The following is a 17,902-nucleotide window of genomic DNA, read 5'->3' as shown; positions in this document are numbered from 1 at the left end:
AGAATTTAAACTTAGATAATTTGCTGTCAAGAGGATTCATAGAAAAAGTTCATCTTTTAAATAACAAACGTTTGTTCATTTATTTTTAAGAATTTAGGTCGTTTTATAAATTTCAATCAAACGTTACTCATCGTTAGAATGGATCCAATCGTCGATTCGTGACTATCTACCAATAACAATCGTTTGATAAAGGCCATTCATCGCTCGTCTATAGAATGACATAAATTCGAAACGTTTGCCTTGGGCTTTCCGAGCGCTCATTTTTCGCTCCAAGCATACACAACGTAAGTGATATAAATCAATCCCGACCTTCCCGTTTTATGATTTAATTTTTTCGTTCTTAGATTCGCTTTTTAAAAATGAATTCAAAGATTCAAATTCATTTCTTGGGAGCATCGGGAACGGTCACGGGCTCCAAATATCTGATCGAAACGGGTAAGAATAAAATCCTAGTCGATTGCGGATTGTTCCAAGGGCTCAAAGAGCTAAGACTTCTCAACTGGTCCCAGCTTCCGATCCGCGCATCCGAAATCGATTTCGTTCTTCTCACACACGGGCATCTCGACCATGCGGGTTATATTCCGAGATTGGTGAAACAAGGATTCCGTGGAAAAATTTTGGGAAGCGCTCCCACCTTGGAGATTACGGAAATCATTCTCAAGGATTCCGGAAAAATTCAGGAAGAAGAAGCCGACCGAGCCAATCGGGGCGGATATTCCAAACATAAACCAGCCGTTCCTCTTTACGATTTGAAGGATGCAACGGAATCACTTTCTTATCTGCATCCCGTGGAACTCGATCAATGGAAGGATCTAGGGGAGAATCTTCGAGTTCGGTTTAAATACAACGGACATATATTAGGAGCTACTTATATAGAATTGGACGTGTTCGGGGAACGTTTCGTTTTTTCGGGCGATATAGGAAGACCGAAGGACATTCTTTTGTATCCGCCGGAACGACCGGAAGAAGCGGATTATCTTTTTGTGGAAAGCACTTACGGAGATAGAATTCATCCGTCCGATCCCGAAAACCAATTGATCGAAATTCTAAACGAAACCTTGAAAAACGACGGAACCGCAATTCTTCCCAGCTTCGCAGTGGAAAGAACGCAGAGCCTCATGTATCTTCTTTGGAAATTAAAATCCATGGGAAAAATTCCGAACGTGCCTATGATTTTGGATAGTCCGATGGGCAGAAACGTATTCGAAGTTTTTCAAACTCATACGAAATGGCATAAACTTTCTCCGATGGAATGTTCACAGATCTGGGATTCTTTTCAAAAAACGGAATCCGTTAAAGAGACATACAAACTAGCCGAGGATCGTTCTCCTAAAATCGTGATAGCGGGTAGCGGTATGGCGACCGGCGGAAGAGTTCTGACTTATCTTCAATATTATTTGGAAGATCCGAATTCAACGATTCTATTATGCGGTTTTCAAGCGATCGGAACCAGAGGAAGACAACTGCAAGACGGCAATCACGAGATTAAAATTTACGGTAAGTTTTACGAAGTGAAAGCTAAGGTTCGTTCGATCGACGGGCTGTCTTCTCACGCGGATCAAAAGGAAATTCTTCATTGGCTCGGAGCCTTAAAACAAAAACCGAAAAAAGTTTTTATCGTTCACGGTGAAAAAGGTTCTTCGGACGCGCTTCGAGTCAAACTCAAAGACACTTTACAATTCGATTGTGAGGTTCCTAAATTGTTCGACATCGTCGATTTGGAAGCGTAAGAATTCATGCCCGAAAAAAAAGAATCACTTTCCCTAAAGAACTTAGGGATCGATACGAATCAGGAATACGTGATCTTCTTAAGAAGAGATTGCCCAGTTTGTAAATCGGAAGGTTTTGTCGCTCTCAACCGGGTTCAAGTGGAAGTGGGCGACAAAAAAATCATCGCATCCTTGAACATTTTTGAGAATGAAATTCTCCAGATCGATCAAGCGGGTTTATCCGAAAGCGCCTGGAAAGCGGTCCATGCAAAGGAAGGAGATCCGGTGATTCTTTCCCATCTGCAACCGGTTCTATCGATGCACGACGTACGATCCAAAATTTACGAAAACCGACTCGGGGAAGAATCCTTCCAAAGAATCATACAAGACATTAAGGATGAGAAATATTCTAATATAGAAATATCATCCTTCATCACGGCTTGTTCGGGAGATCATCTCAACTTAGAGGAGATCAAGGCTCTTACCAAAGCGATGATTCGGACCGGTTCTGTTTTAAAATGGAATAAACATACGGTCATCGACAAACACTGCGTAGGCGGTCTTCCGGGAAACAGAACGACTCCGATCGTAGTTTCGATCGTCGCTTCCGCGGGTTTGATCGTTCCAAAAACTTCTTCCAGAGCGATCACTTCTCCGGCGGGAACCGCAGATACGATGGAATCCGTTACGAAAGTAAATCTGGGTCTCTCCGAAATGAGATCCGTCGTCGAACAGGAAGGAGGTTGTATCGTTTGGGGCGGTTCGATCGGATTGAGCCCCGTGGATGATATTTTGATTCGAGTGGAACGAGCTTTGGAAGTGGACAGCGTAGGACAAATGATCGCATCCGTCTTGTCCAAAAAAGCGGCCGCAGGTTCTTCTCACGTAGTGATCGACATCCCGATCGGGAAAACGGCGAAGATCCGAACCGAAGAAGATGCAGAAAAACTAAAATACTATTTTACCGTGGTCGGAAAGTCCGTGGGTTTAAAAGTCAAAGTGTTGATCTCGGACGGTTCCCAACCGATCGGAAGAGGAATCGGACCTTCTCTTGAAATCAAAGATTGTATCGAAGTTTTGAAGAACGATCCGAACGCGCCGAAAGACCTGAGACAAAGAGCTTTGACGATCGCGGGTATGATGCTCGAGTTCGCGGAACCGCATCGATATAAAAACGGAAACGGTTTTGAAGCCGCGTTTGAAATTTTAGAATCCGGTCGCGCCTGGGATAAGTTCACAAAGATCTGCAAGGCTCAAGGAGAATGGAAGGAACCTTCCGTTGCGAAATTCCGTTCGGATGTTTTCGCAAAAATTTCCGGCGTCGTTACCGAAATCGACAACAGAAAAATCGCCAAAGTCGCGCGATTGGCCGGAGCGCCAAACAGCGGTTCGGCGGGCGTATATTTTCTTGCTCCTTTGGGAAAACGAATCGAAAAGGGAGACGTTCTTTATACGGTCCACTCCGAATCGGAGGGCGAAATGGAATACTCCTTCGGCTACCTAAACTCCGAAAACGGAATCATTACGATTTCATAAAAAACGAATATGAAAAAAATCTTATTTTACTTTCCCGAAAATTTTTCACTGACAAAAACCGTTTCCGGACTTTCCGGAATTCCCGTGGGTAAATCCGAGTTCGGAAAGTTTCCAGATGGGGAATCAAAACTCAGAATCGACGAAGAACTGAAGGATTCCGAGGTCTATCTGCTTTGTTCCTTGGATCGACCGGATTCCAAAATCATTCCATTGATCTTTTTCTGTGAAACCGCAAAGTCCTTAGGAGCCAGAAAAATCCATCTCATATCGCCTTACCTATGTTATATGAGGCAGGACAAATCCTTTCACCTAGGAGAAGGCGTCAGTGCGAGATATTTCGCGAACCTGATCTCTCGTTATGTGGATTCGATCGTTACGATCGATCCGCACCTTCACAGAATCAAACGACTCGAGGAAGTGTTTTCGATTCCTTCTCGGGTTTTACACGCAACTACTTTGTTCGCCGAATACATTCAAAAAAACATAAGGAATCCTGTATTGATCGGACCGGACGAAGAAAGCAGTCAATGGGTCAGAGAAGTCGCGGAAATTTCCAAAAGTCCCTATACGGTTCTCGAAAAAAATCGAAAAGGAGATTGGGACGTGGAAGTCAGCACTCCCAAGATAGAAGCGTATCTGGATCACACTCCGGTTCTGATAGACGACATCGTTTCCACTGGAAGAACCTTGATACAAACGATTTCACATCTTAAAAAGTTGAAAATGTCCGATCCCATTTGCCTTTGTGTGCACGGAATTTTTTCGGAAAATTCTTTCCAAGAATTATCACAAAGCGGGGTTCAGACGATCGTGACTACCAACACGGTCTTACATTCGAGCAACGGAATCGACGTAGGAGAGCTGATCGCTAAGAATCTTTTTTAACCGTTTCGATGATCGGGAATCGGTGAATCCAATTGGATCCGAATTTTTTTCGCGTGAGAATTGCTCGGATCTAATTGATCCACCTTCTCCAATAACTTTACGGTCACGTCTTTCTTATGAATAAAAAGATAGGACTCGGCGAGATGTGCGACGTTGTTCAAAAACTCGGGCTCTCGAAGTAGAACGCGTTCCCCTAATTCCACCGCTTGTCGAAAACGTTTGAATCTTTTATAAATCAAAGACGCCATAAACATCGTTTCTACGTCTTCCGGAAACTCCGAGATCAAATCCTCGAACAATAAAAGTGCTTCTTCAAACTTTCCGGTTTTATAATATACTTTCGCGAGTTCCTTTTTGAAAACCGGAGGCATGTTTCCGTCTTGGATTTTGCTTTTTATATTCTCAAGATAATACAGAGCGTGTTCCCAATTCTCCGCATCCAGATATTTCGAATACGTTTCGTCCGGAAATTTAAAAGGTGCGTTCCGCACGAACGTTTCCAAACGAACCGGATCTTTTATATATGTGAGTTTGAGAACGCTTAAGTCGTCCGTCAATTCTCCGTAATTTCTGAGCCCCTGTATGAGCAATCCAAGATCGCCTCTGGATTCTTCCACTCGTTTTAAGAACTGCGATTCGTCTTCGTTGATAAGTCTGGTTCCGTCTGGATCGACTCCGAGTAAAAGGTCGTCTCTTCCATCCGATCCGATAAAGATAGAATCCCCTTTTTCAAGGAAGAATATTTTTACCTTCATCTTACTTTCCAAACCCGTGATTCCTATTTTACGAAGTTCTAATTTATCTTCGATAAAGGAAGAAACTCCGTCCCGATAAAGAACGGTCCAAGGATGTTCCGCGTTTAAAAAGAATAGAATCCCGGATTCCAAATCGACCAAACCGAGAACGACGGAAATCAACATGGAACCGTCGAAGGATTCGAATATATTCTGAAGTTCTAAAAAACATTCCTTGAGCCAAAGTTCGGGGGGTTTGGAATGATAAGAGGAAGAAGTTTTCGTTCTGGATAAAAAAGATCGAAACACAACCCCGAGAACCAACGCTCCTCCGGCTCCTTGGATCGATTTTCCCATCGCGTCTCCGTTGACGAACACGAGATATCTTCTACCCTTTAATACGACTTCGTCGGCGATGATGATATCTCCGCCGATCTCCTTCTTCCATTGTTTAAATTCGAAATGTTTCTTTTGACGGCTGAAACCTTCCACGAGAATCGTTTCGTTCTGAATCTTATACCGATTCAACGGATCCAAAAGAAGAGAGGTCAAAAAATAATCTCCGTCTTGTTGGATCTTGAGTTCCTGAATCTGACTCAGAGTATCTTCCAATTGACCGGTTCTTTCCTTTACCTTTCGATCCAAATCCAGATTCAATTCTTCCACTTCGTTGTGAACCCTCAAAAATCGATTCGCAAGAATGAAAACGATTCCCAGCTCGAATGTGAAAAATCCGTATTTTAGTAATCCGTAATTTTCTAAATAAGGAACCAATTGCATCGACCCGACGAGATCGGTAATCGCGGAAACCAAAAGAATGATAAAACCGGCGAACAACCGAACGCTGTCCTGATTTTTTCGATACAAGGCCCGAAGCATGATAAAAAGCGAATATGCCGCAAAAACGAAAACGGAGAACTGCCAGATCTGCAAAAGATAAACACAGACGGCCCGGCTCGAAAATGGGATCAAAGAAGTAAGAGCCAACGCGAAGAATTGATAGAATCTGGAGATCGAACTGATCTTTGAATCGAAAAAATTATCCAGAAACAAAAGAAAAAAAGCGGTCACGTTGAAGACGACCATGTATTCCAACTTCATCTGAAGAAGCGGATCTAAGTTGAGTTCGTAAACGGAATTACTTCTGAGGTAGATATACGTCGAAAGCGAGATCGAAAAAAGACCGAAGAACAGATTGTATTTTTCCTGAGGACGTTTGAAATAAAATAGGAAGTGATAAAAGCCCACGAAAAGATATAAGAAGGAAAGCATCAAAGTCGATCTTTCCGAGAGGATCAATGCGTTGCGCGATTGAAGATCCACAACGGGCGGGGTCGAATCGAAACTTGCATACGCGTCCAACTCTTCTCCGGCATCGGAGGAAAGAATCAATCGAATCTCGTTATTACCGATTTTGATTTTATTCTCGGGAATCGGAAAGATCACGTGTCTTTTAAAACCGTTCTTTACGATCTTCCCTCCGAGGATCACACCTCCTTCCCCGATCTTTTCCCCGTTGAAATAAATTTCATAGACGTTGGTCAATAATGGAAAATGAATCGAAAGACCGTCCATCGTAAGACCTTGTATGTCTTGCGAAGAAACGTCGAAGGTTTTAAGCAAGGTGACCGTAGGTACGGCGTCTTCGGAAAAGGAAAAAGAACGAAGTAAGTCCTTCGGAATCGGAAGGGATTTGAATTCTTTCCAGGAAGGATCTTCGGCCCGAATTTCGAGATTTTTTCCGGCCGCGATCTTCCAATCCTTGGAGATCTGAATCGGAAACGCGAGAATCGGCGAGGATAAAAGAAAAACGATCAGACAAAACAATCGAATGGAAATAAGTTTCCGAGTTTTCATTTGGGTTTCGCTCATCGTTCCTTCCGCCGAAAAATCTTTGATAAAGGGCGATTCCTATTTTGCAAGAAATATTAAGCGAAGTCCGATTTTAAACTACTCCATCACGATCGTTATATCGACGCGGCGATTCTTCTGTCTACCCTGAAGCGTGGAGTTATCCGCGATCGGTTTCGACTTTCCGTATCCTTCATAGGACATTCTTTTTTCTTCGAGACCTTGTTTGTCCCTTAGTTCCTTAAGAACGCTTAACGCACGTTCTCTGGAAAGTTTGCGGTTATATTCTTCCCCGCCCGAGTTGTCCGTGTGACCGCTGATTCTGATTTCACGATCTCCGTATTTTTTCAGAACGGACGCGATCCTTTCCAACTCGAGTTTCGCTTCTTCCTTTAACTCGGAGCTGTTGTAATCGAATAACACCGAGTTCAAGGAGATGGCGATTCCTTCTTCCGTTCTTCGGATTTCAACCGGAGGACCGGACGGCTTTTCCGTTTCAGGTTTGGCTCGATTCTCCTCTTCTTCCGGCCAAGAAAGAGTATCACGCGGTGGTTTTTTGGAATTCTTTTTCGGATCGGAACTTGGTTCGATTCCTGTGGGAAGTTCCCCACCCAATATTTTACGGATTTCTTCCGCGAACTTATCCTTATCGTTATCCGTCAGTTTTACGTTTTTATTATATACTCCGTGAATGTCGAAGGACATCTCCTGAGCGCTTCCGTTCGCGTATACGAACGTGTAAGCGAGTTGAACCCTTTTGTATTGAGGAAGCCCGAGTTCGCGATCGAAAAAAACCATACCTCGAGCGAAGCCGTAAATTTTAAGCGGAACCCCTTCTCGGCTCATTTGAGAATCGTAATATAAGGAATAGTTATATTCTATACGATCGGCCCTACCCGAAAGTTTTTGAAATTCCCAATTGTCAAGACCGTGATACTTATACTTCGCGAGAACCGTGATCACAACTCTTCCGCCGGGGAATTGAAAATTTTCCGTTGCGGGTTGTGTCCATTCTTCTCCGATCGAAACGGGCGCTTCGGAAAAACTAGGAAGAGAACGAAGGTTGGGCATACTGTATTCTTGAGGAACCTTGTATTGACCTATCTCCGTAATTTGAAATCTGCTTTTAAACGTTTTGTCTTTTCTAAACGCGGGATCGACTTCGGGATAACGAGTGTATGTGTCGAAAAAACCTTCGAGCAAACAAGCTTTGCTCTCGCAGGAAAGTGTTTGCAAAAGAATTCGATTCTTATCCTCTCTTTTGATCTTTCTTCCCTGACTTACCAATTGAACACGATGGTATTCGTTGAGTTCTACGTTCTCGCCGGGATTCAATTTCCAACGAAATAGAATTTTTTCGGGTTCTTCCGAAAACAAAGAGTTAAAATGTATAAAACTAAGAATAAAAACACAGGACAGGATCCCGAGAAAATCTTTACGTACTTTTTTCGATTGGGAATAAACTTTCGAAGAAGTTCTCATAGTTCTAGTTTCGTAAGATTTCGGTAAAACATAAGAAAAGAGTAAAAAACTTTCCGAAAAAAACGGAGAACAGGACGAAAATTAAAATCGGAGTCCTGATTGTTTGAGGAGAATCCAATGGAAGCGAGACTCGTTTACGTAACGACCAAAAATGAAAAGGAAGCCTTAAAGATCGGCAAGGCGGTCGTGGAAGAAAGGCTTGCGGCGTGCGCGAATATTCTTCCCAAAATGAAATCGATCTATCTTTGGGAAAAGAAAGTCGTCACCGACAACGAAGTGGTTCTTATCTTGAAAACAAAAAGCGAACTGATGACGGAACTCACCCTGAGAATCAAATCCTTACACAGTTATTCCGTTCCTTGTGTGGTCAGTCTTCCCCTACTCGAAGGCAATCGCGAATATTTTTCGTGGATGTTCGGAGAACTTCTTACGGAATAAGATACATTCAAAAAAGGTTATATTGTGCAAATTCACGTTAAACAAAAATTTACGGCTCTCACTTTCAATTCGGCTTTTTTCGGTTTTTACGCGCACGCGGGTTTTGCGAAAGGTCTTTCCGAAATCGGTTTCCATCCGACCAAAATCACCGGTTGCAGTTCCGGCGCTTTGATCGGTTCTCTCGTCGCCGCGGGCGTTCCCACCGATACGATGACCGACTTGATTCTAAATCTGAAGAAGAAGGATTTCTGGGAAGGAAATCTCATCACGAATTTCGTAAAACCGATCCGCAAAGGACTTAAGAATTATTCCGGAATTCTTTCCGGCAAAAAAATCAAAGAATTATTAAAACCTCATTTGGGTCATAAAAAAATCGAAGACCTTCCCGTTCCGATGGGCGTTTCCGTTTCGAACATCACGAAACAAATCCGCGAATTAAAAACAAAAGGCGATTTGATCGATCAGATTCTCGCTTCTATGACCTTTCCCTTCCTTTTTGAAATTCAAAAATTGGGAGAAGAAGAATTTATAGACGGAGGTGTCGCCGATCAGGAACCGATCAAGGAATTGATTCTCGACAAATCGATCAAGAAGATCGTGGTTCACAGCGTTCGTACGAAAAAAGGTCACTCGGAAAAGGCGATGATCCGCGCGTTCCATTCTTCCGTTCAGATCATCGAAAACGAAACGAGAGAACTGAAGGAACTACTCGCGGAACATTACAAAAAACAAATATTACGAATCGAAACCGTAACTCCTTACATCGACGCCGATCAACTCAAACACGGAAAGGAAGCGATGGAAGAAGGAAGAAAAAGCGCGCACCACTGGAAGAAAAAAATTCTCGCGTCCGCATAAACGGGAACGTCCAACGTAAGAACGACGAAATCGAGAACGATCTCGAACTCGAATCGACGACACGAATCAAATGCAACCGAAAGTAATCGAAATCACCGAGAATTACGTTAAACTTCATAGGACGCTTTCCGATCTGATGGGAGCGCCGATCTTCAACTATAAATGTTTCGATTTTTATTCCAACCCGGATTCGCATTGGTTTACGAGAATCATTTTAAAAGGAAGTTTATCCCCTTCCGAACTGATCGAAGAAGTCGAGGATCTGAGAAAAAAAGGATTTCACCCGGACATTTTAGATTTTTTGAATACGAGAGATCACGAGGATTCGATCCGTAAACTCGGATACAATTCCTGCAACGAACAGGCGGGAATGTATCTCAAAGGAAATCCGATCCCTTCGAGCCGATTCAAAACTTCAAAAAATTCGAATATTCAAGATGAAGCAACCTCCGAAGCGCTCGAAATCCGAAAAATCAAAACCCCGAGCGAACTCAAGGATTGGTTGAAGATCGTCAACGATTCGTTTGAATCCGACGACCGCGAGAATTTATATCTAAAGCTGATCGATCAAACCGGATTCCGTCTTTATGCTGGTTTTGTAAACGGAAGTATGGCGACAACCGGAATGACCTTTTTCGACGGAGAATCCTACGGTCTGTATTCGATCACAACGGGCTTACAACATAGGGGATTCGGTTACGCGTCAATTCTCGTAGAACATATCTTAGGCGAGATTCGAAAAGAATTTTCGGGTTTTATCATCCTTCACGCGACGGAAATGGGCAAAGGGATTTACGAAAGGTTCGGTTTTGAAAAATCGATTCTTCTCCGCCATTGGAGCCATAGCGGAGTTTAAGGTTCAGATCGCGTAAATTTTCGGCTTCGCTTTGATTTCGCGAAACCGAACTATATTCTTACTTTAAGCGATTTCCGCAAAAGAATACGGCTTCGATCGAACCCGGGAATTCAAAATTTTCAAACGGGGACCAGCCCGATTTACTTTTGATTTCCTCTTTGCGAAACGTCTTCGGTTTTTTCAGATTGAGCACGGTGAAATTCGCGGAATAACCAGGTTCGATTCTTCCGAAACCCTTTCCGTATTTCGGAGGGAGATATTCGTTCACAAAGTCGCCGGGATTTTTCGCGCAGATCTTTGCGACGGTTTTCAATTCCACTCCACCTTTTAAGATCAACCATGTTACAAAAAGTGAATATGTATCGAGTTGTGAAATCCCGCTCGTTCCCTTGTGTTTTTCTTCGATACTATGCGGTGCGTGATCCGTGGCGAGATAATCGATCGAACCTTCTTTGACGCCTTCGAGCATTCTTTCCCGATCTTCTTTGTCGCGCAGAGGTGGATTCATCTGAAACCAATGACGGTTTTCGTCGGTGAGCATGGAACGATCAAAAAACAAATGTGTGGGAGTCACTTCGCAGGTGATCTTGATCCCTTTTTGTTTTGCGGCTTTGATCTTATTCAAACCGTCGCCCGTGGAATAGTGACAGAGTTTTCCCCGAAGATTGTATTTTTCGATCAGATACAATGCGAAATCGGTCGCCATCGTTTCCGCTTCGGCCGGTCTTCTGTCTTCGTGCAGTTTTTCGTCCTGATGTTTTTCCAAAACTTCGGGATCTTCACAATGAAAACTGATATTCTGATTCGCATAATTACGGATCGTATCTTCGAGGGTTTCGTTGTTGTGGAAAAAAAGTTCTCCGATGCTCGGGCCCATAAAAACCTTATAAGGCACGGAATGTTCCAGAGGTTTTGTGTTCGGTCCGATTCCCGCGTATAACGTTATGTGAATCGGGGAACGATCGGCTAACTTGCGTTTTTTTGAATATGAATTCTCGTCCACGGGAGGAATCGGATTGTTCGGCATATCCGCTACGTGAATCACTCCCCCGTTGACCGCGGCATCACTCGCGGAAATAAAATCTTCCTTATAAGTGTGTTTGCCGCTTTCGTCTTCCCTTGCGTGGATATGAATATCGCCGAAACCCGGAAAGATCACGGTTTCATTTGGATCAAACCAGGCTTCGTCCTTCGCGTTTTCTTGGGCGACGTCGAACTCCAAACCTTCCAGAACGGACACGATCAAACCCGTAGAAGTATCCCATTCCACCGTTCCGTCGAACTGCCGTTCGTGTGTGACGATTCTTCCGGAGATTTTTCGAATCATAAAAGACGCAATATCACTTAACGCAGATCACGTTAAACTTCATCGTTCCGGGGTTACTCGTATCGGCTCCGTCCTTAAAGTTAACGGAAAAGTAATTTCCATTCTCCCCATCCGGACTGGAAGACCAAAAGATTCCCGCGCTTCTCAGTTTTTGATCCGCTCTTTTGCTGAACGTTTTCAACTGATCTTTTCCGGGAAGACGTTTCGCCTTTTCATCACAAATCTCTTTTGCTTCGGTCCAAGTTGCGGATCGATGAAACGTATCGTCCCAACCGCGTTTGCCGTAAACCGGAGTTTTTGTGTGATAGTTTTCGCAGATGAAATAACTGAAAATTCCTAAAAGAAGAATACTAACTGCGAGAATGATCCGCGGTACGAGTTTTCCTCCGCCTTCCCGCGGAACTCTGACCTTGGGAGCCGCGCTCTTCTCCATAGCGAGTTCTTGGCTTTTGCGATGGAACTCTTGATTTCTTTGAAAATTCTTTCCTTGTTGCTGGCGTTGTTGGTGAGAATGTCTTCTGTTTCCTTCTCGCTGTTCGTTTCTCTGTTCGTTTCCGCCGCGGTTGGAATCCGAGTTTTCCCGATTCCTTTCGTTGCCTGCGCCTCCGGAACCTTTTTGATTTGAATTATGTTTCTTCCGGGGAGGCCTTCTTTTGTTTGCCATTTGGACCTGTGTTTTTGAATTTAAAAACTTCTCTTTGATTCGTACCAGAGAAATGATAAGTTGTAAATTAAAATTTCGATCCTTCAAGGAACAACGCTTTTACTTTGAAAATTGAGTGAATCTTCCCTGCAAATTTCGAAGATGGTAAACCATGGAACGCATTCGCATTGGATTGATCGGAGCCGGAACCGTCGGCTCGGGCGTCATCGAGATTCTTAAAAAAGAAAGCGCCGCTTATCTCGAAAAGTTCGGATTGGAACCGATCCTTTCCTCGGTCTGCACGAGAACTCCCGAAAAAATCAGAAGGGAACTTCAACACTTTCCAAACTGCAAATTAGAATCCGATTATCAAAAGATCGTTACCGATCCCGAAATCGATATGGTTTTGGAATTGGTCGGAGGTACGGACGTCGCATATTCCATCGTTACGGACGCATTAAAGAACGGGAAAACGGTGATCACCGCGAACAAGGCTCTGCTCTCTCAAAGAGGGGATGAATTATTCGCACTCGCTCACGAAAGAGGATTGGAGATCGGAATGGAAGCCTCCGTCGCGGGAGCGATTCCGGTGATTCGTTCCATCAAGTCCGGACTCGGAAGCGATTCTTTTCTTTCCTTATACGGAATTCTCAACGGAACTACAAACTTTATTCTTTCCAAGATGGAATTGGAACATCTCAATTACTCAGAGGCTCTTCGAATCGCTCAGGACTTGGGTTTTGCGGAGAAGGATCCGACCTTCGACGTCGAAGGAATCGATACCGCTCACAAGATCAGCATTCTGGGAAGTTTGGCTTTCTCCGAAAAAATTCCTTTACAGAGCGTCCAAATCGAAGGTATAACAAAGATTAGCGGATTGGATATCCAATTTGCGAGCGAACTCGGTTATAGAATTAAACTTCTCGGCTTGGTGAGAAAGTTGTCTAATAAGATCGAAGCCAGAGTTCAACCGGTGATGATCCCCGTTAAACATCCGTTTGCAAACATCATGAACGAGATGAATGCGGTATATTATCAAACCGCTTACGCGGGGCCGGGAATGTTTGTCGGAAAGGGCGCGGGATCGTTGCCTACCGCTTCTTCCGTCGTCTCCGATGTTTTATACTACGGAGCGAGAAGAAACAAAGGAATCGCGCCGGAGCGGAATCTGTTTCCGCAAGCGTCGATCTCGGAAGCGAACGGTTCCTTGGTGCGTTATTATCTCAGATTTACCACCGTGGATTTACCCGGAGTTCTTTCTGAGATTTCCAAGGTACTGGGCGATCACGGAATTTCGATCTCCTCCGTGAGACAAAATGAAGCTGAAAAAGAACCCGTTGAAGTTGTTGTAATAACACATCCGGCGACGGAAGAAAATATAAAAAAGTCATTGAAGATCATAGACGGTTTGTCTTTAATCCGACATGCCTCGGTTGCGATCCGGTTAGAGGATAAACTCTGAGAATTCCTTGAATGGAATGGAAGAATTTCACTTTGTCTTTGCATTCGGATGGGAACGAGGAACATCTGGACTTATTCCTGGATCCGGGAGCGGAGGAGAATCTTTCGACTTTTGGAACCTCGGATGCGAATCTGGACGATTTTCTGAAAGGTCGCGTTGTGGAATTTGAAAAAAAACGTTCTCATAGAAGGATATACCTGGATTTTGAAGGTGCGATTCCGGGAAAAGGTACGATCCAAATTGTTTTAAAAGGTCGGTATGATGCCGAGCATTTCCAAGAAGACGAGAAGATCCGGCTGAAATATAAAGAAGGGAAAATTTTCCCGGCGATATAAAAGGAATTTTCATGGCGAGAGTAGAATTCGATTCATTATACATCGAGACGACAAAAACAAGTCTCCCTAACAAGGAAGTTCAACTCGTTGTTTTCAACGGGAAGGTGACTAACTCCAACTCATTCGAGATTTCACGCAAAATTCATTTCATCTTCGAAGAAGAAGTCTACAACATCATCTTGGATCTTTCCGCGCTCGAGTACATCAACAGCGTGGGAGTTGCGACGATTCTTACCCTGATCAAAACCGTGGATCAACATTCCGGTAAGATCGTGATCGGTGGTTTGAATCACTTTTTGGAAAACGTAATCCGTCTGATGGAACTTCCGAAAAAAGTGGAGATCTATCATTCCGTCGACGAAGCAAAGAAAGCGTTCGCGTAGTAATTGCGCAGTCGCGTAAAACCGCTTTCTTAAAACTTTTCCACGACGGAATATTTCGATTTGGCCTGATCGTAGATTCGTTCTTCCAAAAGATCCAAAAGAATTTTTAGCCCCCAGCCTCGATACGCGGAAACCAAAACCGTATCCGTATGAACGTCGATTCCCAAATCCTCTTTTAGATCCGCGATCGCTTCCAAACCGGGTCCGTGATTGATCGAAGGACGAGAGGATTTTTTATAGCCGTCGGCACCGTCGTTTTCTTTCGCCCAGGTTTTGAACTTTTCAAGATTGTCGATCTTGTTGAAAACTTGAATCATCGGTATATGAGAAAGTTCTAATTCTTCCAAAATCTTTTCGACCGCTTCCATCTGAAGTTTGTAATCCGGATTGGAAACGTCCACGACGTGTACCAAAAGATCCGAATCGCCTAACTCTTCTAAGGTGGCCTTGAACGCGTTGGAAAGTTCGGGAGGAAGATCGTGAATAAACCCCACCGTATCGGAAATGATAATTTCTCTTTCTTCGGGAAAGCGAATTCTTCGAGTAGTCGGATCGAGGGTCGCGAACAATTTGTTTTCGGATAAGACTTCGCTGTTGGTCAAAGCGTTTAAGAGAGTTGATTTTCCGGCATTCGTATAACCTACGATACCGACAACCGGAAGTTCGTTTTTCTTTCTTTGTCTTCGATTGATCTCTCTTCGTTTTTTAAGAGATTTGAGCTCGGCTTCGAGTCTGGAAATTCTTTCCTCCACTCTTCGTTTTCCGATTTCGAGTTTTGTTTCCCCCGGCCCTCTTCCTCCGATTCCCCCGGTCAATCTCGACATGTTATCGTCCAACTCCGTTAGACGTCCTTTGAGATATTTCAACTGAGCCAGCTCGACCTGTAGTTTACCGTCTCGGCTCGTTGCGTTTCTTGCAAAGATATCGAGAATGAGTTGGGTTCGATCGATCACCTTGATATCGGCGATGTCCGAAATTTTCTTCGCTTGAGAAGGAGTGAGTTCCAAATCGAACACGAGAAGTTCGACGTGTTTTTGAATCGCCTTGAGAATGATCTCTTCCAGTTTTCCTTTTCCCAAAACGGTGGAAGGATCAAGACGATTCTTTCTCTGTATAAACGTATCGACCACGTGGACCTCGGCGGTTCTGCAGAGTTCCTTCAATTCTTCCATGGAAAGAGAAGGATGTCGTCCTACGTTTCTTTCCGGATAAACCCCGACCAAAAAAGCGCGGTTTTCCTTTTGAGCGTCTTTTAAATTTCTTCTAGAACGGGAAAGTCTGGATTCGATATCCAGGATCTCGTCCAAAATTCCTTCGGTAAGCTGACCCGGATATTGTTTGGGGAGAACGGTCCAGAGTTCTTCTTCGGATTCGGGATTTACGTGCGCGGAAAAATATCCGTTCGGATTTCCGGAAGAATCCATGATGACGGCGGTTATATAATCCAGACGAAGCAAGGCCAAGTCGGTGAGGTCTTCCTGGTTGAGAGATTCTCCCTTTAAATGGGTGTGAACGAGTCTAAGGCCGCGGAGCCTCGCTTCGGATGTACGAAGTCGGTCCAAAAAGGGAATTTCGATGGAGTTGTCGGTTCCGACTAACACGTGAGTAACGTAACCCGATCGATCGATTAGGATTCCGATTTGTTTGCTGATTTCTAAGGATAATTCGCAGAGTGTGCGTGAAATTTCTTGACTAATGATTACATCTTCCCGGATTCTTTTTTCGGAAATTTTTTTCAGTCTTTGGATTTGGTTGGATTTGAGACCGTTGAGGTTACCGCTGAGCTTACTAATAAAGAATATTCTCCCTTTGCTAAAACGTAGCAGGTTTCCCGGTTTCCGTCAAGCATTCCGGTTCTCTGAAATCATGCTTGTCATGGAAAAAAACAGGAAAAATCTGAAAAATCGGTCGAACTTATGAATAGCATCCTTGCGAAAAATTTTACCCATCAAAGGTACCCAATGTCCTCCTATTTCAAAATAAGAAATTTATTTCCTTACGTTATTTTTCTTTGTTCCTTTGTTTGGGTCGGTTTGGACGCGGAGTCGGTCCGGTTCGATTCGAGGGATCAAAACGTTTTTACAAAGGTGGATGCGCCCGACGATTCTTCCGAAAATCCGAACTCGGGAGAATCCTCCACGAATGGAAATTCTTCCGGCGGTTGGAACGTAGACGATCCAAGAAATCTAACCGAGGAATCGGACGGGGTTTCCTCTTACGAAAGAAAAAAACGCAAGGACTTAACTCCGAAAGAAAGACAAGAGATCGACTACGATCTTTCGCTCAAAAAGGGGATTCTTACCGTGTTCCGAGCGGAAGCCGAAAAACGTTATAAAATTTTGGATCGGATCGCTCTTACACATTCGATTCCTAGAGTGAGAGCCGCCGCGGTTCTGGCCATAGGGAGAATGGGTCGTGGCGGAGTCAAAACGCTTCATCACGTGATAGAACGAGACGGAGAAGCCGTAAGACAGGCCGCCTACAAGGCGTTAGCCGATATTGGCTCGCCCGCTTCTCTCGATTATTTTTTCAGAGGAATCAAATCCAACGATCCGGATATTCAATTTTCCTCATGGAGAGGAATGGGTAAAACCAAGGATCCTTCCGCAAGAGACGCTCTCATTCGTCAGGGAATCCGTTCTTCCAGAACCGAAATCGTAAAAGCGTCTTTGCTCGGTCTCGCCGCGTTCCAAGTAAACGACGATCTGAAGTTGTTCAAAACGTATTTGGATTCGGACGATCCCGAACTTCAAAAAACCGCGATCGAGGCTTTGGGAATCCATAAAACCCGCGCGTCTTTGAGAATTCTCGAACAAACCCTGGAAACAAAACCGGAACTCGTAAAAAACATCATCGAAGCGATCGGTCAAAACACGAGTCTTTACGGAACGTATTCGTTTATTCGAATATTAGAAAATTCGGCATCGGACGAGTTGACTCAAAGGGTTTTAGCGCAACTCAACCTAAGAAAGGCGTTTTATCAATTCGGAACCGTAAACGTGGAAGGCGGTTCTTCTCAGGAGAATCCGTATCCGACCTCGCGCAAGCTACGCGCTCTTACCGCCGGAGAAGTCGGTAAAATTCTCAAGAAAAGCGATCGTAGATTCATTCAAAGAGTCGGCGAGAAGTTCGTGGAAGATCATTACTACTTGCTTCTTTTGGAATCCAAAAATCCGGAAAGTTATTACGAAACCTTTCAGTCCTGGGTGTTCGGACCGTATCTGAAGATCAGAACGATCATCGCTCCTCCGAAAGAAAAGAAAGGAAAACGATACAAAAGAAAACAGAACAAGTTCACCCCGGCTTCCGATATGGAAGAGACCGATCCCGCTTCTCCGTCTAACGAGAATAATGCGGAACCGGGTTCCGAAAACGGCCCGCCTCTGGAAAACTAAAGGATCGT

Annotated in this window: 14 protein-coding genes and 1 pseudogene; 10 read left to right on the top strand and 5 right to left on the bottom strand. The window is 44.0% G+C overall.

What is annotated here, in order from left to right:
• Positions 1–359 precede the first annotated feature (359 nt).
• The 3 genes from CH367_RS00960 to CH367_RS00950 are packed head-to-tail and all read left to right on the top strand — an operon-like array spanning position 360 to position 4,130.
• Positions 360–1,730 carry an MBL fold metallo-hydrolase RNA specificity domain-containing protein gene (locus CH367_RS00960; protein WP_100760652.1) on the top strand — a complete coding sequence of 457 codons (1,371 nt, stop codon included), beginning with the start codon at positions 360–362 and terminating at the stop codon, positions 1,728–1,730.
• A 6-nt stretch (positions 1,731–1,736) separates the two neighbouring features.
• Complete coding sequence (locus CH367_RS00955) at positions 1,737–3,245, top strand: thymidine phosphorylase family protein (RefSeq protein WP_100760651.1); 1,509 nt, start codon at positions 1,737–1,739, stop codon at positions 3,243–3,245.
• 9 nt (positions 3,246–3,254) lie between these two features.
• Positions 3,255–4,130 carry a ribose-phosphate diphosphokinase gene (locus CH367_RS00950; RefSeq protein ID WP_100760650.1) on the top strand — a complete coding sequence of 292 codons (876 nt, stop codon included), beginning with the start codon at positions 3,255–3,257 and terminating at the stop codon, positions 4,128–4,130.
• On the opposite strand, the gene CH367_RS00945 is transcribed toward CH367_RS00950, so the two are convergent.
• Both CH367_RS00945 and CH367_RS00940 read right to left on the bottom strand, forming a co-directional pair.
• The gene (locus CH367_RS00945; protein WP_100761295.1) at positions 4,127–6,721 is read right to left on the bottom strand and encodes a SpoIIE family protein phosphatase; all 2,595 of its coding nucleotides are present in this window, start codon (positions 6,719–6,721) and stop codon (positions 4,127–4,129) included. The two genes, CH367_RS00950 and CH367_RS00945, sit on opposite strands and share 4 nt — an antisense overlap.
• A 93-nt stretch (positions 6,722–6,814) precedes the next feature.
• On the bottom strand, positions 6,815–8,197 hold the full coding sequence (locus CH367_RS00940) for an OmpA family protein (protein WP_100760649.1): 1,383 nt from the start codon (positions 8,195–8,197) through the stop codon (positions 6,815–6,817).
• A gap of 117 nt (positions 8,198–8,314) precedes the next feature.
• Here CH367_RS00940 and cutA point away from each other — a divergent pair, with 117 nt between their 5' ends.
• The 3 genes from cutA to CH367_RS00925 all read left to right on the top strand — a co-directional run bounded on the left by cutA (position 8,315) and on the right by CH367_RS00925 (position 10,349).
• The gene (gene cutA / locus CH367_RS00935) at positions 8,315–8,635 is read left to right on the top strand and encodes a divalent-cation tolerance protein CutA (RefSeq protein ID WP_100760648.1); all 321 of its coding nucleotides are present in this window, start codon (positions 8,315–8,317) and stop codon (positions 8,633–8,635) included.
• Positions 8,636–8,659: 24 nt separating this feature from the next.
• The gene (locus CH367_RS00930; protein WP_100760647.1) at positions 8,660–9,493 is read left to right on the top strand and encodes a patatin-like phospholipase family protein; all 834 of its coding nucleotides are present in this window, start codon (positions 8,660–8,662) and stop codon (positions 9,491–9,493) included.
• A gap of 70 nt (positions 9,494–9,563) precedes the next feature.
• Positions 9,564–10,349, top strand: coding sequence for a GNAT family N-acetyltransferase (locus CH367_RS00925; protein ID WP_100760646.1), 786 nt, complete (start codon positions 9,564–9,566; stop codon positions 10,347–10,349).
• A 58-nt stretch (positions 10,350–10,407) separates the two neighbouring features.
• Here CH367_RS00925 and CH367_RS00920 read toward each other — a convergent pair whose 3' ends face one another.
• On the bottom strand, positions 10,408–11,676 hold the full coding sequence (locus CH367_RS00920; RefSeq protein WP_100760645.1) for an amidohydrolase family protein: 1,269 nt from the start codon (positions 11,674–11,676) through the stop codon (positions 10,408–10,410).
• A gap of 13 nt (positions 11,677–11,689) precedes the next feature.
• A complete protein-coding gene (locus CH367_RS00915) occupies positions 11,690–12,340 on the bottom strand; it encodes an LIC_10572 family protein (RefSeq protein WP_100760644.1) in 651 nt (216 codons plus the stop codon).
• A 151-nt stretch (positions 12,341–12,491) separates the two neighbouring features.
• On the opposite strand from CH367_RS00915, the gene CH367_RS00910 reads away from it, so the two are divergent.
• Positions 12,492–13,781, top strand: a complete 1,290-nt coding sequence (locus CH367_RS00910; RefSeq protein ID WP_100760643.1) for a homoserine dehydrogenase — start codon at positions 12,492–12,494, stop codon at positions 13,779–13,781.
• A gap of 346 nt (positions 13,782–14,127) precedes the next feature.
• Positions 14,128–14,499, top strand: a complete 372-nt coding sequence (locus tag CH367_RS00900) for an STAS domain-containing protein (RefSeq protein WP_100760641.1) — start codon at positions 14,128–14,130, stop codon at positions 14,497–14,499.
• 29 nt (positions 14,500–14,528) lie between these two features.
• On the opposite strand, the gene hflX is transcribed toward CH367_RS00900, so the two are convergent.
• Complete coding sequence (gene hflX / locus CH367_RS00895; protein ID WP_208861974.1) at positions 14,529–16,214, bottom strand: GTPase HflX; 1,686 nt, start codon at positions 16,212–16,214, stop codon at positions 14,529–14,531.
• On the opposite strand from hflX, the pseudogene CH367_RS20905 reads away from it, so the two are divergent.
• Positions 16,188–16,419, top strand: a pseudogene (locus CH367_RS20905) (hypothetical protein). The gene hflX and the pseudogene CH367_RS20905 sit on opposite strands and share 27 nt — an antisense overlap.
• Positions 16,420–16,460: 41 nt before the next feature.
• On the top strand, positions 16,461–17,894 hold the full coding sequence (locus CH367_RS00890) for a HEAT repeat domain-containing protein (RefSeq protein ID WP_100760639.1): 1,434 nt from the start codon (positions 16,461–16,463) through the stop codon (positions 17,892–17,894).
• Positions 17,895–17,902 lie beyond the last annotated feature (8 nt).

It is taken from the genome of Leptospira barantonii (assembly GCF_002811925.1).
Taxonomy (GTDB): Bacteria; Spirochaetota; Leptospiria; order Leptospirales; family Leptospiraceae; genus Leptospira; species Leptospira barantonii.
Note: the sequence above shows the minus strand (reverse complement) of the source record. Positions and strands in the feature narration are given on the sequence as shown.

What these genes read in the sequence shown, in the direction of transcription:
- CH367_RS00900 (WP_100760641.1), top strand. Translation starts at nt 14,128, where the DNA reads ATGGCGAGAGTAGAATTCGATTCATTATACATCGAGACGACAAAAACA.
- CH367_RS00890 (WP_100760639.1), top strand. Translation starts at nt 16,461, where the DNA reads ATGTCCTCCTATTTCAAAATAAGAAATTTATTTCCTTACGTTATTTTT.
- CH367_RS00925 (WP_100760646.1), top strand. Translation starts at nt 9,564, where the DNA reads ATGCAACCGAAAGTAATCGAAATCACCGAGAATTACGTTAAACTTCAT.
- CH367_RS00960 (WP_100760652.1), top strand. Translation starts at nt 360, where the DNA reads ATGAATTCAAAGATTCAAATTCATTTCTTGGGAGCATCGGGAACGGTC.
- CH367_RS00940 (WP_100760649.1), bottom strand. Translation starts at nt 8,197, where the DNA reads ATGAGAACTTCTTCGAAAGTTTATTCCCAATCGAAAAAAGTACGTAAA.
- CH367_RS00955 (WP_100760651.1), top strand. Translation starts at nt 1,737, where the DNA reads ATGCCCGAAAAAAAAGAATCACTTTCCCTAAAGAACTTAGGGATCGAT.
- CH367_RS00920 (WP_100760645.1), bottom strand. Translation starts at nt 11,676, where the DNA reads ATGATTCGAAAAATCTCCGGAAGAATCGTCACACACGAACGGCAGTTC.
- CH367_RS00950 (WP_100760650.1), top strand. Translation starts at nt 3,255, where the DNA reads ATGAAAAAAATCTTATTTTACTTTCCCGAAAATTTTTCACTGACAAAA.
- CH367_RS00910 (WP_100760643.1), top strand. Translation starts at nt 12,492, where the DNA reads ATGGAACGCATTCGCATTGGATTGATCGGAGCCGGAACCGTCGGCTCG.
- cutA (WP_100760648.1), top strand. Translation starts at nt 8,315, where the DNA reads ATGGAAGCGAGACTCGTTTACGTAACGACCAAAAATGAAAAGGAAGCC.
- CH367_RS00945 (WP_100761295.1), bottom strand. Translation starts at nt 6,721, where the DNA reads ATGAAAACTCGGAAACTTATTTCCATTCGATTGTTTTGTCTGATCGTT.
- CH367_RS00915 (WP_100760644.1), bottom strand. Translation starts at nt 12,340, where the DNA reads ATGGCAAACAAAAGAAGGCCTCCCCGGAAGAAACATAATTCAAATCAA.